This is a genomic window from Desulfosporosinus youngiae DSM 17734, assembly GCF_000244895.1.
In the GTDB taxonomy this organism is placed as follows: domain Bacteria; phylum Bacillota; class Desulfitobacteriia; order Desulfitobacteriales; family Desulfitobacteriaceae; genus Desulfosporosinus; species Desulfosporosinus youngiae.
In genome coordinates this window covers 5,022,130-5,038,217 of the sequence record NZ_CM001441.1, presented here as the reverse complement: position 1 = coordinate 5,038,217, position 16,088 = coordinate 5,022,130, and the positions used below count along the sequence as shown (strand labels likewise).

Sequence of the window (16,088 nt, the reverse complement as noted above, 5' to 3'; positions counted from 1 at the left end):
GGAGAATCATATATGTTTTACGATCAGGCGAAGATTTATGTTAAAGGCGGGGACGGCGGAGCGGGAGCCGTAGCATTCCGTCGAGAGAAATATGTCCCTGAAGGAGGCCCCAGCGGCGGAGATGGCGGGCGCGGAGGGAATGTTGTGTTTATGGGAGATGAAGGGCTAAGAACCCTCGTTGATTTTCGCTATAAACGACATTATAAAGGGGATCGGGGGGAACATGGACAGTCGAAAAATATGAGCGGTCGGGGAGGGGCAGATATTGTTCTGCGTATCCCGGTGGGTACCGTGGTTTTCGATGATGGAACCGGGGAAACCATAGCTGATATTACAGAGCATGGTCAGCGGGTGGTCGTGGCAGCAGGCGGACGGGGAGGCAGGGGTAATGCCCGTTTTATGAGCAATACGAATAAAGCTCCCACCATAGCGGAAAATGGAGAACCGGGCGTGGAACGCTGGCTGCGTTTGGAGTTAAAGCTCTTGGCGGATGTCGGGTTGGTCGGGTTCCCGAATGTGGGAAAATCCACGATTATTTCCAAGGTGTCTGCTGCGAAGCCGAAGATTGCGGATTATCATTTTACCACTTTAGTTCCGAATTTGGGTGTGGTAGATATTGAAGATGGGGAAAGTTTTGTGATGGCGGATATTCCGGGACTGATTGAGGGGGCTCATACAGGGGCTGGATTAGGGCACGAATTCTTACGCCATACGGAACGGACACGCTTGATTCTGCACGTGTTAGATATTTCCGGCTCGGAAGAACGAGATCCCCTTGAGGATTTACGAATTATTCAGGACGAACTGAGCCTCTATAGTCCGGCCCTTGCTGAGCGCCCCGTGATTATTGTCGCTAATAAAATTGATATTCCGGGTGCAGAAGAACATTTGCAGCGTCTGAAAAATGAGGTTGGAGATCGTCACGAAATCTTTGCGGTATCAGCTGCAACCGGGGAAGGTTTAGAAACCTTAATTTATCATATCGCTCAAGTCTTGCCGGATATCCCGGCACCGAAGATTGTCAGCCTGCCGGCCGAGCACCGGGTGACAAAGGCAGAGACAGGCAAGCGGTTTGAAATCCGCAAAGAAGAGGGTCTCTTTATCATTGAAGGTGCTGAAATCGAAAAACATGTTAAGATGACGTTCTTTGATCAAGAGGATAGCATTTATCGTTTCCAAAATATCTTAAAGGTGATGGGGGTTGATGATGCTCTCCGTGAAGAAGGAATCAAAGAAGGAGATCAAGTGGAGATTGCGGGAGTCAGGTTTGATTGGGTATAGGGTTCGAGTTAGTAAGTAGTTTGCTTGATTTGGGGGTAACATTGTGACGAAACGTCTCTGGTGGATAGCCGGGGCAATGCTCTCTGTTCTTGCGTTAGCCTTGGGTGTATGGTGGTTTTGGGGAAGGCCTCAGGGTCCACTGAAGGTCAAAGCCGGGGTGGTGGCTCCGGTTTCGATGCAGGAAGATGTCTATGCGACGGGAAGTGTTGTTCCGGTGTCACGCCAGGAAGTGCGCGTTTTGACTCCCGGGCAGGTAGCGAAGGTGGAGGTCAAGGTTGGGGATACAGTTAAAGTGGGGCAGGCCCTCGTTTCGCTGGATACGACGCTTGTTGATGCCCAAGTGGCTCAGGCAAGGGTGAGTGTCGAGGCGGCACAGGCAGCGGTCAATACGGCTCAGGCTAATTTAGATGAGCTGAAGAAAGCTCAAAGTGCTGCGAATTTAAGCGGTTTAGGGGCGGAAAGCGGCGCTGTTAGTGCCAGCTCTTTGCTTCCGGATTTTCTGAGCGACGGTAAGAATTTGCTCCAGGAAAACCCGATTTCACCTGCGGTTATTAACCAGGCGGAGGGTGCTTTGGCACAAAGTAAAGCGGCTTTAAAACAGGCTCAGGAAATGTTGAAAGTTGCTCAGGTGCAACAGGGGCAATTGATCCATAAAGCCGGAATCGCCGGAACGGTTCTGGAAGTTAATGCTCAAGAAGGCAGTCTTGCATCCGCGCAGCTGCCGTTAGTTGTGGTCGCTGATCTGACCCAAATGAATGTTGAGGCTCAGTTGAATGAAGTAGATGCGGGAAAGGTTCGAGTTGGCGGAAAAGCGATTATCTCCAGTAAGATGTTGGGAGAAACCACAGTTCAAGGAACGATTGTTGAAATATCTCCGACGGCGGTCGCCAAACCAAGCGTTCAGGGGAACGCGTCCCCGACCGTCGGGGTAAAAATCCGTTTGGATAAAGCACCGCTGGAGCTTAAGCCCGGTTTTACGGTGACGATTGAAATTGTTATTGCGACTAAAGAAGGGATCATAGCTGTCCCGCAGGAAGCTCTTTTCCAAGAAGGAAATAAGAACTATGTTTACCGAATCCAGGCGGGTCGCCTGGAGAAAACAGAGGTGACCCTTGGAATCGGCAATGATACTCACCAAGAGATTACCTCCGGTTTAAAGGCCGGGGATCAGGTAGTTTTAAATCCTTCGACTGATTTCTCGGAAGGCATGCTCGTCGCCCCTGAGGTGGGAAGTGGAGGCTCATGAGTCTCTTAGAGGGATTACGAGGGGCGCTTTTTAGCCTGAGGACCAATAAGCTGCGCTCGGGGTTGACGATGCTGGGAATTATTATTGGGATTGCCGCAGTGATCGCCGTTGTCACAGTCGGTCTGGGAGGCAAGGCGGCTATTATGCAGGAAATGGAGAAAAGCGGAGTTAACTTGTTTGTCCTGTACGCCAAGTCTGTTGGGACTAGTGGGCAGGCTGAGGGAAGTCGCCTGACTCTGCAGGATGGGGAAAGCTTAAAACGGGCCCACCCCCAAATTAAGCTATTGCTGCCGGCGAGTATTGAGTATACGGCTTTAGAGGTCAACCAAAAGCGTTCTTCAGCCATGGTTGTGGGAACCACCCCGGAGTTTGCAGACTTGCGCAATCGGGATATTGCCAGGGGACGTTTTTTTTCTGAGGAGGAGTTTGCCGCGGACCGCCGGGTGGTGGTGATCGACCAAACCTTAGGGGAGAATCTATTTGGGGCCGGAAATCCATTAGGGCAGCAGGTTATCGTTCAGAGTGTTCCTTGTCGGGTGATTGGGGTTTTGGCCAAGGATAAATCTGCCTTTTCTCAATTTAACGTAGGGCCCCAGAATGCCTATGCTTATATGCCTTGGGGAACCTGGTCGGATGTGTTTCAGTCTCGGCGGGTGGACCAATTGGAAGGGGCGACCTACCGGGAGGCGGATTTAGCCGCTACGATTGACAGTGCCAAGCGCATTTTAAACGTGCGCCATGGGACGAACGATGAGTACGAGGCCTTTAATGTCCAGCAATTAGTGCAATCAGCGAAGACGATTATGCAGATTCTGACGAGTTTTATTGGTTTAGTTGCCGGAATATCTCTCTTAGTGGGAGGGATTGGGATTATGAATATTATGTTGGTGTCTGTGACAGAACGCACCCGGGAGATCGGATTGCGCAAAGCTGTGGGGGCTAAAGAACGGGACATTTTACTGCAATTTCTATTAGAAGCGATTGTTTTATCTCTGATCGGGGGAATTATGGGGATCGCTTTGGGGGTAGGGAGTGCGCTGATAGCGTCGAACCTTTTAAACTGGCCGCCGCTTTTGTCCGGATGGGCAATTATATTTGCCGTATCCTTTTCGATTGGAGTGGGACTTTTCTTCGGCTTTTATCCCGCCTTAAAAGCGGCTAAGCTGGAACCGATGGCGGCCTTGAGATATGAGTAGTGAAGATTTAGGGGGAAGATTCTGTGTTAACAGGTAAACAAAAACGTTTTTTACGGGCCATGGGGAATGAAATGGATCCTATCCTTCAGGTGGGTAAGGGCGGAATTACGGAAAATGTCGTAACTCAAACGAGCGAGACCATAGAAGCCCGGGAGTTGATCAAGGGCCGAGTCTTGCAAAACTGCCTGGAGGAGCCGAAAACCGTGGCTGCAGAACTTGCCGAACGGACTGGGTCAGATCTTGTCCAAGTTATCGGGCGTAACTTCTTGTTGTTTAAGCAGTCAAAGGATAAGCCAGTCATAGAACTGCCGAAGTAAGGATCCAATGACGATCATGAATGATTCATAAATATATTGAAGTTTGTTAAAATGGAGTGATTTAAAAATTGGGCGGTTTTGAGGCTGGACTAATCTAGGTTAGTACACCTCAAACCGCCCGATTTTTCAACTGAAGGCTATGTGCAGCCCTGCTTGATGTTAGGACTATCAACGAAAACCTGAAAAAGCATAATACGCGCGTATGATTTTTGAGACAAGAAATAAGACAATTGCCCGCTCAGCTTCAATACGGAAACTTACCTATTCTTAAGGAAGGGATACTGGCTCAGATAGCGAATATCTAAAGAAGAAATGCGAGGATCGGGTGGAAAGAGGAAGCGAGGGGAGTTTTTTTAGATGCCGAAATGTCAGTTTGTTTGTCCAGCGACTATTGCAGACGGGATTGAGAAGATTTCCGCAATTAATGAGGACGTTATGTTTATAAGCGGCGGTACGGACCTTGTCATTAAATTACAGAGCGGTCAGATACATCCTGATTGGCTGATGGATGTTTCTTTGATTCCGGAGCTTAAATTTATTAGGGAAGCTGATGGTAGGATCAAGATTGGGAGCGGGACAACCTTTGCTCAAATCGGTGAGAGTAATCTCGTTCGGGAGAAAGCTCGTTGTTTGAGCCAAGCCGCGTCTCAGGTGGGGTCTGCTCAAATCCGTAACCGGGCTACCATAGGCGGAAATATTGCTAACGCTTCGCCGGCGGGGGACAGTCTACCCGCTTTGCTGGTCCTTGATGCTTGGGCCAGTATGATTGGACCTCAAGGCATTCGGAGATTACCCTTTGCTCAGTTGCAAGCAGGAGATGGCCAAGGTCTGCGTAAGAAGGAATTGATCACTGAGATCGATTTTCCTCTGTGGAAAGCGCAGGAGAAAGCTCGTATTATCAGCGCTTTTGGGAAAATCGGAAGCCGTACCGCGGTTTCGATTGCTCGTTTAAATATGGCGGTAATGGTGGAATTTGATGTTGAGGGTCAGCGGATTTTAAACTCAAGATGGGCAGTGGGAGCGTTAGGGCGTGTCCCCTTTCGTTTAAAGGAGTTGGAGCAGGAATTACAGGGAAAGAGGGTTAACCAAGAACTTGCAGAGGACATTGCCGATCATTTAACAGGAGTAGTGGATCGAGCAATTCCTGGCCGTGACTCCCGGGAGTATAAACGCGAGGCTATTCGAGGTCTGGCTTACGACCTTTTTGAGGATTTGTTCCCTAACCTGTGAAACAAGGGATCATTCTCGGCTATTGAAATGAGAGCCTCATGATTGGATGATGCCGGTATAGTGACATTTAAAAAGGTATATCGTTAGTTGGAGAATCAGAGTATTATAGTGTTTTAAATGACTAAGGGGGTTGGAGTATGCCTGTAGGTGATATTATGATTCAAGTTTTTAGGCATCTCTTCAATTCAATTGACGAAGGGATCATTGTTACAGATACTGAGGGTAAGATCATCTTTTATAATGCAGAAATGGCTAAGTTAGAAGAATTGTTATCGGAACATGTTGTTGGAAAGCACCTGAATGAGGTCTATGATGCGGTTACTGTGGAAAGCAGTGAACACTTGAGTGTTGTGCTTACCCGTGAACCTGTTCTTGAGAAGCATAAAGCCTATTTTACAAACAAAGGTAAAGAGGTCACGATTGTAGCCAGTACGTTTCCCGTGATAGAAGACGATCAGGTGGTTGCGGTCTATTCCGTGTGTAAAGATATTACCAAGTTTAAAGAATTGTTAACTAAGACGATGCAGTTACACGACCAGATTGGGTTGGAAGGGCAGGAGCAGCGCAGTAATAATGGAACCCGTTATACCTTTGATTCGATTGTCTATGCCAGCTCAACGATGAAACGCTTAATTGCTTCTGCTAAGAAAGCAGCGGTAGCGGATGGATTTATCTTAGTGTTTGGCGAGACCGGAACGGGTAAGGAACTACTGGTTCAAGCCATTCATAATCATAGCCCTAGAAAAAATGAACCTTTTGTAGCAATTAACTGTGCGGCAATTCCGGAAACCTTGCTGGAAAGCATCCTATTTGGGACGGCCAAGGGGGCTTTTACAGGAGCCGTGGAATCAAAGGGACTGTTCCAACAAGCAGGTCAGGGAACCTTGTTTTTAGATGAATTAAATTGTATGAGTATCGCTTTGCAGGCCAAGATTTTACGAGTCGTTCAAGAAAAAATGGTGAGGCGGGTTGGCGGGACAACGGAGATTCCTATTCACTGCCGGGTGATCAGTTCTACGAATGTTGATCCTTGGGAGTCAGTAAACAATGGGAGCATGCGTAAAGATCTTTTTTATCGCCTGGCCGTTATGACCCTCTTTATTCCCCCTTTGAAGGATCGGAAGGAAGATATTGAAGCTTTGATTCACTTTTTTTTGAACCGGTATCAAAAAATCTATGGCTTAGGTGAGGTTCAAATTGGTGATGATCTAAAGAATGTTTTCCTTAGATATATATGGCCGGGAAATGTACGCGAATTAGAGCACATTCTTGAAAGCGCAATGAACATGCTGGACGGCCGGAAGGTTATAACTATGGACCATTTACCTCATTATCTAAAGGCAAAGTTTCTCAGTCAGGAGGTGAGTTCAACCGAGCTCTACAAAAAGGGGTCCGGCACTTTAGCTCATGCTTTGCGTGAGGTAGAGAAGCAAGTGCTGTGGGAAGCATTGAAAGCTCATAGCGGGAATGTCACCAGGGCTGCTCAATCCTTAGGAATTGCTCGGCAAAATCTCCAATACAGGATGAAAAAATTAGGAATGCATAAATTTTAAGCGCGCCATAATAATTTGCGCTTGCTATAGAAAAACACTCCTGGCTAGTCTTGGGGTGTTTTTCTATAGCAAATAAATTATGCATAAGGATTCAAGGCTGTGGACAAAAAGCCAGATGGCCAAATTATCTGAAAGCAGGCATGATTTTTGCAACATATATTAAATTTACAGTATTTTTTAAAATGTTTTAATTTGAAGTGTGATTCATGAATAGATGAAAGAAAGGTGGGGTGATGCGAAGTGACATTGTCGGACATGATTAATTTTTTTACAAGAAACACCAGGACCATTCTGGAGTATTCAGAAAATCATTTTACTCTGGTCTTATTGGCAGTGGGGATTTCTCTGGTGATTTGGGTACCTGTCGGGTTATTATTGACGAAAAGTGATAAATGGGCGGCTAGGGTCTTGTCGCTGGCGAACACGATATTTTGTATTCCAAGTTTGTCCATGTTTGCTATTTTGGTAACTATTCCCATGTTCGGCTTGGGCCGAAAATCTGCTTTGTTTGCGTTGGTGCTTTATGCGATGATGCCCTTAATTCGCAGTGTTTATGACGGGGTTAAAAATGTCGACCGCAATGTAATTGAAGCGGCTAAAGGGATGGGTATGAGCACAAGGAGAATTCTTGTTGAAATTCTTGTACCTTTAGGTATGCCCGTTATCTTTGCCGGTTTTCGAGTGACGGTGGTAATGACCACCGGCATTGCGGCGATAGCCACTTACATCGGGGAGCGTAATTTAGGGCGGTTTATTCAGGAAGGCCTCGTTCGTTCTAATACTCCTATGTTGGTCACAGGTGCTTTGATTATCTCGGTGATCGCCATTGGCTTAGATACGTTTCTTGGCTTGATTGAGAAAAGAGTTGTTCCCAAAGGATTAAGAATTAGCCGCTAACGCCTCATCTACATAAAAGGCCTAACTGAGGACAGAAAGAGTTTGCAGAGGAGGTTTCTGATGATCGTACTAGAGCAAATTACAAAACAATACCCAGGTCAAGCAATGCCAGCCGTTGACAAATTATCGCTTTCCATTCCGAAAGGGGAGATATGTGTCTTAGTCGGACCTTCAGGCTGTGGGAAGAGTACTATTTTACGCATGATCAACCGTATGATTGAACCTTCATCCGGGGTCGTCAAGATTAATGGAGAGGATGTGACGCGCACAGATCCGGACCAATTGAGAATGGGGATCGGTTATGTTATTCAACAGATTGGCCTGCTGCCTCACCGCACCATTGCCGAGAATATAGCCATCGTTCCCCGATTGTATAAATGGCCAAAGGAGAAGATCAAGCAGCGTGTTGACGAATTAATCGTTATGATGGGGCTTGATCTGGAAAAGACAAGGGGAAAGTATCCCTCTCAGCTTAGCGGCGGGCAAATGCAGAGAGTTGGGGTCGCCAGGGCAATGGCCGTTGATCCTCCGATAATGTTGATGGATGAGCCCTTTGGCGCAGTTGACCCGATAGCCCGGACGCATCTGCAGGATGAATTGCTCCGTTTACAGAAGGAGATTAAGAAGACCATTGTTTTTGTTACCCATGATATTAATGAAGCTATAAAAATGGGGGACAGGATTGCTATTTTTAATGCTGGAAAGCTAGTTCAATTCGGAACTCCGGAAGAGATTTTGACCAATCCAATCAATGAGTTTGTCGAAGATTTTATCGGTCGTGACCGGGTTGTGAAAAAGTTGAACCTTTATTTGGCTGAAGACGGAATGCAGCCGGTTGGTTGTACCGTAAAGGAAGAGGAACTGGAGAATGCTGCCCGGAAAATGAAGGATGCGGGAGCCGAGGTGGCTTTTGTTATTAATAAAGCCGGCAAGGCTTGCGGGCACATTACCTCTGCTGATCTTGACAAGCTTGAAAACGATTTGGAGGGGTTAAGAAAACGGGTTCTTAAGACGGAGAAAGCCTTTGTTCAGACAACCACTCCGTTTCCTGATGCGCTTTCTTTATTACTGGAATATGATGCTGATTATCTAGGAATTCTGAAGGGCGAGGTACTTTGCGGGATGCTCTCTTTCAAGGGGATCAGGAAGCATGTTTATAGGAAAGAGGGTGTGTAGATGAGGTGGGAGAATTTCAGGTTTGCTCTATTCGAGAAAGCACCGGAGGCTTTATTGGAGCATTCCATGATCGTTGTGATCACCATAGGGATTGCAATCCTGATTTCTATACCGCTCGGGGTGTTTCTAAGCCGTCCGAAATTTAGAAAGTTTGGTCTTGTCACCCTTAACATCCTGAATCTTTTACAAGCTGTGCCCGGGATTGCTGTTATTGCTCTGGCTTTACCGATTCTTGGTTTGGGAATGAAACCTGCCATAGTTGCTCTTCTATTCCAAAGCCTGTTGCCCATCGTCAGAAATACGATTGCCGGTTTATTGGGAGTTAGTTCAGATGTTAAGGAAGCGGCGAGCGGTATGGGAATGTCCCAGCGAAAAATACTTTTCGAAGTAGAAATTCCCTTAGCTATCCCGATTATTCTGAGCGGTATCCGGACGGCGACAGTTTACGTTGTGAGTATGGGTACATTGGCTTCTTTAATCGGGGCAGGAGGTTTGGGCAATCTTATTATGGGCGGTTTAGCTCTTTTCCGGCCTGAATACTTGCTGGTTGGCGCGGGGCTGGGGGCGCTGATGGCAATCTTTTTAGATCGGATGATTAACTATCTGGAGTATCGGATTACTCCGCCGGGGATGAAGGTCGAGTAGGAGAGAGACGGGATTTCGGTCGGCAAGATGTATCGAGGAGGCTGTAGGGGCCAAGGGTGACGTTTTGACATGGAGCTTGGAAGGAGGGATGTCCAGAAAATTGTGGAAAAAGTGCTTCGAAAATATTGTGAAAAGATGTATAATTGGAACAGTTCAATAAAAGGAAGGGGTATGTACATGAAAAAACGATCATTATTTCTCGTTGCAGTCTTGTCCCTGACATTAGCTTTGGGCGGGGTCTTTGGCTGCGGTTCCAAGGAGCCTGCTGCCGGATCTGCTCCAGATAAGGCAAAGGAAGGACCTGCCATTAAGATTTCCTCCAAAACCTTCACCGAAGCGGCACTTTTAGGAACGATGACCCTCCAATACATGGAAGAACTAGGCTATCCCGTTGAAAACAAGATGGGTCTCGGTGAATTGGCCGTTATCAGACCTGCTCTGACCTCCGGGCAAATTGATCTCTATTGGGAATACACTGGTACGGGTGTCTTGAATTTAATGGAACATGAACCTGTATTTGATGCTGATGAAAGCTACAAACTCATTAAAGATTGGGATGCCAAGAACGGAATTGCGTGGCTGGATTATGCCCCACTTAATGATACTTACGGAATTGTGGTTCGATCAGATATTGCCGAAAAGTATAACTTGAAGACCACGTCTGACTATGTTGCTCTGGTGAAGAAGGGGGAAGGCCTTAAATTTGTCGGTTTCCCTGAATGGGAAGGACGAGCAGATGGGCTGCCGGCTTTCGAGAAAGTCTATGATTTCAAAATGCCTAAAAACGATTATGTTAATGTAGCTATGGGTCTAAACTACGAGACGCTTGCCAATAAAAAAGGGGATCTGGCATTAGCCTTCACGACAGAACCCAGGATTGTTACAGATAAGCTGGTAATGCTGGAAGATGATAAGAAAGCCTTCCCGGTCTATAACGCAGCTCCTGTCGTACGTCAGGAAATTGTGGATGCCTATCCTACCCTGGCAGAGGATCTTAAGAAATTGAGTTCTGTGTTGGATACAAAGACTATTACTGAATTAAACATGCAAGTCGATGTTGAGAAGAAGTCTATCGAAGAAGTTTCAACAACCTTCTTAAAAAGTAAGCAATTGTTAAAATAAGTAAGGTCTGACGCACCTCAACTTCGGCGTTCCGCCGAGGGTTGGAATGTTTCCGTGATTAAGCCGCTCATTCAAGTAATCAGCCACTTTATACCTAATGCTTCACAATAGGTGTAAAGTGGCTTTACGATGTTTTGCATCATGAAAGGCAGGATAGTAAAAATGACTACAATTGATAACTCAATTTCTTCGTTTGGTGTACCTGAATTTGCAATTCCTTATCTTTCTCGTTTTATTTCGGAATATGAGATGGACCTGGTGGACCGGCTTGATGGTCAAAAGTGTACTGCCCCTGAAATTGCAGTAAGGCTAGGTTTTTCTTTAGAAGAGACACAGGTTTTTTTGCAAAGCTGTTATAATAAGCATATTGTTCACAAGGAAGAGCTTAATGGGGAGCTTGTTTATTTTGCAGGGGATTTCTATGATCTCTTGGATTATATGTGTAAGTTTGATGAAAACTATCCCCTAATGGATAAAGAGTTAAAACAGGCTTTAGATCAGTGGTGCTATCAGGTTTATGCCGAACGGATGGAGCCGTATCTTAATTCACTGCTGAATGGGGAAGCTGTGGATAGAGCACCAGAGGAGTTTATGCTGATTGAAGATCTTGACGACGTATTGGAGCGTGTGAGTGAGATCCGTTTAGTTCCTTGTAATTGCCGCAAGTTAGCAGAGCAGTGCGCTAAGCCGGTGGAAACTTGTCTGAGTTTTGACGATGCAATAAAGGATCGTACGTTTGGTCGTTCACTTACGAGGGAAGAGGCCAAAGAGCTTGTGATGACAGCTCATAAGAAAGGCCTGATGCATCAATTGAACAGTGACTGGCGGACAAATGGGCCGGCTTTTATGTGTAATTGTTGTTCCTGCTGCTGTTATCCAACACGTCTGGCCCAGGAAAAGGGGACGAAGGGTATATTTCCTATTAGTCAATTCGAGGCTCATTATGATGAAACCAAGTGTTCCCATTGTGGAGCCTGTACTAAGCGCTGCAATTTTGGGGCTTTCTATTGGGGAGAAACGGAAAGGGTGGTGAAGGGCAAGACTCGGAGAAACGTCGAGTTTGACCCAAGCAAATGTTGGGGATGCGGGATTTGTGTTGAAGCCTGTGGCAGTAAGGCAATTTCCATGGTTCCTCTCGATAATGGTTTAAATCATAACAAAAAATGAAACGTAAATCAGCAAATTTATTAGGCAGTGCTAATAAATTATGCGCTCATATAAAGTCATAAATAGTTGGCTTATATAGAAACTATAGATGCAAAAAGTTTATGCGGATTCGATATATTCCGTTTTTATAAGCAGGCAAACCCCTGTATTTATACAGCCCCGGGACATCTTTACAAGCTATACAATGGGCTTAAACGCGCTAATATGGACTTGAAACACATACTTAAAAAGAAGATTTCTTCTGGTTTAAAGAATTGGCATAGAATTTGCTACTAAATAACTGTAGTGAAAGAAATATTAAATACCCACTTAGTTATTATCTATAAGCTAAGTAAGAGTTTTCTAACTTTCAGCAAATGCAAAGCTTCCCGGGTATTTAAGGTAGTTTTAGGTAGACCAAGGTGACAAAACGTTCAAAACTTGGAGAGAAAATCAAACAGCAAGAATTAGGAAAGGATAAGGTTAGGTTTTCCAAGTTTTATTAACCGGGTAAGGATTGATGAGAAAGATTCGTTCCAATAGTATAGAACAAACAACGCCATTATTACGCTGGGTGAGTGAGGGGCAAATCGAGCAAATTCATTTCGCAACTTTGGAGGTTCTGGAACGAACCGGAGTTAAGGTCGATCACCCCGAAGCATTACAGTTGCTGAAGGATGCCGGATGTATAGTTAATGAGAACCGTGTTCGAATTCCGAGCTGGCTGGTAGAGGAATGCCTGCGGTTAGCACCTCGCAAAATTGTGGTCGCTAATCGGAAGGGTCAACGGGTTATGCCGTTGGAAAAGAATCGGACATATTTTGGGACAGGCTCAGATCTGCCCTATACAATTGACTTGGAGACGGGTAAGCGGCGACGCTCGACGAAGAAGGATGTGGAGCTTGCTTGCCGGGTGATGGATTATTTGCCGAATTATGATTTTGTCATGAGTTATGCGATTGCCTCAGATACGAGTCCTAGAGTGAGTGACCTTCATCAATTAGAGGCGATGGTTTCTAATACTATAAAACCAATCATTGTTACTGCCCATGATGAAATCAACATGCGGGCGCAATTAGAAATGGCTGCTTTAGTTGCTGGTGGGAAGGAAGAACTGAGAAAGAATCCGTTCCTGATGCTTTATTCCGAGCCGATCTCTCCTTTGGTGCACACCAATGATGGAGTGGGCAAAATGTTTGCTTGCTTTGAATATGGTGTTCCGGTGGTTTATACTCCGGGGATTTTGTCGGGGGCAACTACACCGGTTACCAAAGCAGGAACCATTGTGTTGATGAATGCTGAAGCATTGGCAGGAGTTGTCATGGCTCAATTAAAACAAAAGGGGGCTCCAATTATTATTGGCGGCGGAGCGACTCCTATGGATATGAGAACCACGGCGACCTTGTATGGCTCTCCGGAGACAATGATGAACTATGCCATCATGACTCAATTATCCCAGTTTTATGGGATTCCTAACTTCACGGAAGCTGGGTGTGTCAATTCTCCGGTGCCGGATGCTCAAGCTGGCATGGAAGCCGGAAATGGTATTTTAATGGCTCAATTAATGGGTGCTAATCTGGTTCATGATGTGGGATATCTGGAAGGCGGAAAAACCGGTTCGTTGGCTTTCCTTACAATGTGTAATGATTTCATGGATAATGCACGTTATATGGGAAGAGGTACGCGGATTGATGACGAGACGATGGCTGTCGATGTGATCGATGAAGTGGGACCGGGTGGAAACTATGTTAGCCATGAACATACGTTTAAATATTTCCGTGAAGAAGTTTGGATGCCAAAACAGTTCAATCGCTCCTTCTGGGAGATCTGGGAAGAGCAGGGGTCGAAATCGATGGAAGACAATGCTGAGGAATTAGCTAAAGAGATCGTCGCTGCTCATACCCCTGAACTATTAGACCCAACAATCCGTCAGGGATTAAATGATATCATCTCTGAGACGGATAAAGCAAAAGCGGCAATTCGATAAATACCAACGAAAGGGGTACATGTAATGGGATTAGGAAGCTCACATGGAAATGGCCTATTCTTTCGAACACTCTCGGAAAAGCAAGCAGAGGAGATTCATCTTGCCAGTTGCCAAATTCTCGAAGATACAGGTATGGTAATTCACCATGAAGAAGCAGTTGAACTACTTCGACAGGCGGGAGCGCAGGTCGAAAATGGTAACCGTGTTTATTTTCCGAGCTTTCTGGTGAAGCAAGCACTGCAATCGGCCCCTTCTCGTGTAACTCTATATGACCGCAATGGGGAAGCAGCACTGCATTTAGAGGGGACAAATGTTTACTTTGGTACAGGGTCGGATACGCTCAACTATCTCGATCCGTTCACCTTGGAACGGCGGAGTTGGCGTCAAGAGGATGTGGCTAATGCCATCAGAATTTGCGATAAATTACCAAATATTGATTTTGTCATGTCCATGGGTTTATTGTCTGATGTGGACCCGCTTATGATTAATCGGGAACAATATGCAATTATGGTTCAAAACACAGAGAAACCTCAGGTGGTTATTGCTGAAGATGGGGATACCCTGCGGGATATTATTGAGATGGCTGCGTGTGCGGTCGGCGGAAAAGAACGTCTGCGTCAGAAGCCTTTGTTTATGATCTATACTGAGCCGACTTCGCCGCTTCAACATCCGAAGGAGTCCGTTGATAAATTGTTGATCGCTGCAGAAAATGGAGTTCCGGCGAATTTCGCGTGTGGTGGTGTAGCGGGCGCATCTGTTCCTACAACTGTGGCAGGGGCTTTGGTTCAGGCCAATGCGGAAGCGTTGAGCGGCTTAATTATTCACCAGTTGAAAGCTCCAGGGGCGCCGTTTATTTACGGTTATGGAAATTCCCCGCTGGATATGCGCTCGATGCAGGCGGTTTATGGAACTCCCGAGGCGGTGCTCTTTCAAGGCGGAGCCGTTGATCTGGCCCACTACTACCAGCTGCCCTCTTGGGGCTATGCCGGCTGCAGCAATTCTAAGGTTTGCGATGAGCAGGCGATTGTGGAGTCGACGATGTTTACGTTAATGGGAGCGCTCCAAGGGTGTAATATTATGCATGATGTTTTCTATATGGAATTTGGCATAACAGGCTCCTTAGAGCTGCTGGTTATTTCCAACGAAGTTATCGGACGGACCCGGCGGCTTTTAAAGGGGATTGATACGGATAAGGAATCCCTGGGCGTAGAGGCGATCAAACGGGTTGGCCCGGGAGGAAATTTCCTCGGGGATGAGCATACCGTTAAGCATTTTAGAGGAAATTGGATGTCCGATCTTTCGGATTTCAACAATTATGAAAACTGGACAGTGAACGGCAGCAAAACAATGGTGGAACGTGCCCGGGACCGCATTAAACTTATCTTGGATACCCACCAGCCCAAGTCCGTCTCTGAAGATGTAAAGGAGCAAATTGCTGAAGTTCTCCGCAAAGCCAGGGAAAAGCTTGGAGTTAAAGCGTAGATCTAATTAAAAACTGCACATGCCTGAATAATCATAGACGACAAAGATGTTAAAGTGGTATAAGAGTATCCTTGGATAAAGATAATAACTAATATTATAGGAGGAATTATGATGAGCAATTTTGCTAATTTATCTGAACTTGTGATTAGTGGGAATTATGCCGGAGCTAAGGATTTAACTCAGAAGATGATCGATAACGGTATTGAGCCTTTAGAAATTATTAACCAAGGATTAATGGCGGGTATGAATGTTGTCGGGGTTCGTTTCAAAGCCGGGGATATGTTTGTTCCGGAGGTCATGATGTCTGCCAGAGCTATGAGCACAGGGATCGAACTCTTAAAACCTTTGATTGCGGATAAAGATATGCCTACTGCCGGGAAAGTGTTGATTGGTACGGTAAAGGGCGACCTTCACGACATCGGGAAAAATCTCGTCGTGATGATGATGGAAAGTGCCGGATTTGAGATTGTTGACTTAGGTGTTGACATAGCCCCTGCTGTTTTTGTGAAAGGGGTTAAAGACCACAAGCCCCAAGTTATTGCTATGTCCGCTCTTTTGACAACAACAATGCCGGCCATGAAGGATACGATTGAGGCATTGAAAGAAGAGGGATTGCGTGATTCCGTCAAAGTTGTGATTGGAGGAGCCCCCATTTCCCAAAGCTTCGCTAATGAAATCGGCGCCGACGGATATGCTCCGGATGCTGCAGCTGCCACAGATTTGTGTCGGAATTTAATTGCTTAGTAAACTCGTGAATGAGTTTTTCCATGGCAGGGATAGAGATTACGGCGAAAGTTCCGTATAATGATA

At 46.0% G+C, this 16,088-nt stretch carries 14 protein-coding genes; all 14 read left to right on the top strand.

The window, feature by feature from the left end; translation table 11 throughout:
* The first annotated feature begins 12 nt into the window (after window positions 1-12).
* Window positions 13-1,281: a GTPase ObgE gene (gene obgE / locus DESYODRAFT_RS23375; protein WP_007786851.1), complete on the top strand. Its 1,269-nt coding sequence runs from the start codon at window positions 13-15 to the stop codon at window positions 1,279-1,281.
* Between the two features lie 43 nt (window positions 1,282-1,324).
* Window positions 1,325-2,527, top strand: a complete 1,203-nt coding sequence (locus DESYODRAFT_RS23370; RefSeq protein WP_007786850.1) for an efflux RND transporter periplasmic adaptor subunit — start codon at window positions 1,325-1,327, stop codon at window positions 2,525-2,527.
* Complete coding sequence (locus tag DESYODRAFT_RS23365) at window positions 2,524-3,723, top strand: ABC transporter permease (protein ID WP_007786848.1); 1,200 nt, start codon at window positions 2,524-2,526, stop codon at window positions 3,721-3,723. The genes DESYODRAFT_RS23370 and DESYODRAFT_RS23365 overlap by 4 nt, the downstream gene beginning before the upstream one ends.
* 23 nt (window positions 3,724-3,746) lie before the next feature.
* Window positions 3,747-4,040 carry a ribosome assembly RNA-binding protein YhbY gene (gene yhbY, locus DESYODRAFT_RS23360; protein WP_007786847.1) on the top strand — a complete coding sequence of 98 codons (294 nt, stop codon included), beginning with the start codon at window positions 3,747-3,749 and terminating at the stop codon, window positions 4,038-4,040.
* 357 nt (window positions 4,041-4,397) lie between these two features.
* Window positions 4,398-5,270 (top strand): FAD binding domain-containing protein, encoded by an 873-nt coding sequence (locus DESYODRAFT_RS23355; protein WP_007786845.1) that lies wholly within the window; start codon window positions 4,398-4,400, stop codon window positions 5,268-5,270.
* A gap of 137 nt (window positions 5,271-5,407) precedes the next feature.
* Window positions 5,408-6,823, top strand: a complete 1,416-nt coding sequence (locus DESYODRAFT_RS23350; protein ID WP_007786842.1) for a sigma-54 interaction domain-containing protein — start codon at window positions 5,408-5,410, stop codon at window positions 6,821-6,823.
* A gap of 240 nt (window positions 6,824-7,063) precedes the next feature.
* Complete coding sequence (locus DESYODRAFT_RS23345) at window positions 7,064-7,720, top strand: ABC transporter permease (RefSeq protein ID WP_007786840.1); 657 nt, start codon at window positions 7,064-7,066, stop codon at window positions 7,718-7,720.
* Window positions 7,721-7,780: 60 nt separating this feature from the next.
* Entirely contained in the window at window positions 7,781-8,896 is a 1,116-nt protein-coding gene (locus DESYODRAFT_RS23340) for an ABC transporter ATP-binding protein (protein WP_007786839.1), read from the top strand.
* On the top strand, window positions 8,897-9,541 hold the full coding sequence (locus DESYODRAFT_RS23335; RefSeq protein ID WP_007786838.1) for an ABC transporter permease: 645 nt from the start codon (window positions 8,897-8,899) through the stop codon (window positions 9,539-9,541). It abuts the gene before it with no gap.
* Window positions 9,542-9,718: 177 nt separating this feature from the next.
* The gene (locus tag DESYODRAFT_RS23330) at window positions 9,719-10,663 is read left to right on the top strand and encodes a glycine betaine ABC transporter substrate-binding protein (RefSeq protein WP_042340051.1); all 945 of its coding nucleotides are present in this window, start codon (window positions 9,719-9,721) and stop codon (window positions 10,661-10,663) included.
* 162 nt (window positions 10,664-10,825) lie between these two features.
* Window positions 10,826-11,830, top strand: a complete 1,005-nt coding sequence (locus DESYODRAFT_RS23325) for an ATP-binding protein (protein ID WP_007786835.1) — start codon at window positions 10,826-10,828, stop codon at window positions 11,828-11,830.
* A gap of 499 nt (window positions 11,831-12,329) precedes the next feature.
* Window positions 12,330-13,796 (top strand): trimethylamine methyltransferase family protein, encoded by a 1,467-nt coding sequence (locus tag DESYODRAFT_RS23320; RefSeq protein WP_007786834.1) that lies wholly within the window; start codon window positions 12,330-12,332, stop codon window positions 13,794-13,796.
* A 24-nt stretch (window positions 13,797-13,820) separates the two neighbouring features.
* Window positions 13,821-15,278 (top strand): trimethylamine methyltransferase family protein, encoded by a 1,458-nt coding sequence (locus DESYODRAFT_RS23315; RefSeq protein WP_007786832.1) that lies wholly within the window; start codon window positions 13,821-13,823, stop codon window positions 15,276-15,278.
* Between the two features lie 111 nt (window positions 15,279-15,389).
* Entirely contained in the window at window positions 15,390-16,022 is a 633-nt protein-coding gene (locus DESYODRAFT_RS23310) for a corrinoid protein (protein WP_007786830.1), read from the top strand.
* Window positions 16,023-16,088: the final 66 nt, after the last annotated feature.

Excerpts from the sequence above, each read along its gene's own strand:
- obgE (WP_007786851.1), top strand. The coding sequence starts at position 13 with ATGTTTTACGATCAGGCGAAGATTTATGTTAAAGGCGGGGACGGCGGA.
- DESYODRAFT_RS23365 (WP_007786848.1), top strand. The coding sequence starts at position 2,524 with ATGAGTCTCTTAGAGGGATTACGAGGGGCGCTTTTTAGCCTGAGGACC.
- DESYODRAFT_RS23355 (WP_007786845.1), top strand. The coding sequence starts at position 4,398 with ATGCCGAAATGTCAGTTTGTTTGTCCAGCGACTATTGCAGACGGGATT.
- DESYODRAFT_RS23350 (WP_007786842.1), top strand. The coding sequence starts at position 5,408 with ATGCCTGTAGGTGATATTATGATTCAAGTTTTTAGGCATCTCTTCAAT.
- DESYODRAFT_RS23340 (WP_007786839.1), top strand. The coding sequence starts at position 7,781 with ATGATCGTACTAGAGCAAATTACAAAACAATACCCAGGTCAAGCAATG.
- DESYODRAFT_RS23335 (WP_007786838.1), top strand. The coding sequence starts at position 8,897 with ATGAGGTGGGAGAATTTCAGGTTTGCTCTATTCGAGAAAGCACCGGAG.
- DESYODRAFT_RS23330 (WP_042340051.1), top strand. The coding sequence starts at position 9,719 with ATGAAAAAACGATCATTATTTCTCGTTGCAGTCTTGTCCCTGACATTA.
- DESYODRAFT_RS23325 (WP_007786835.1), top strand. The coding sequence starts at position 10,826 with ATGACTACAATTGATAACTCAATTTCTTCGTTTGGTGTACCTGAATTT.
- DESYODRAFT_RS23320 (WP_007786834.1), top strand. The coding sequence starts at position 12,330 with ATGAGAAAGATTCGTTCCAATAGTATAGAACAAACAACGCCATTATTA.
- DESYODRAFT_RS23315 (WP_007786832.1), top strand. The coding sequence starts at position 13,821 with ATGGGATTAGGAAGCTCACATGGAAATGGCCTATTCTTTCGAACACTC.
- DESYODRAFT_RS23310 (WP_007786830.1), top strand. The coding sequence starts at position 15,390 with ATGAGCAATTTTGCTAATTTATCTGAACTTGTGATTAGTGGGAATTAT.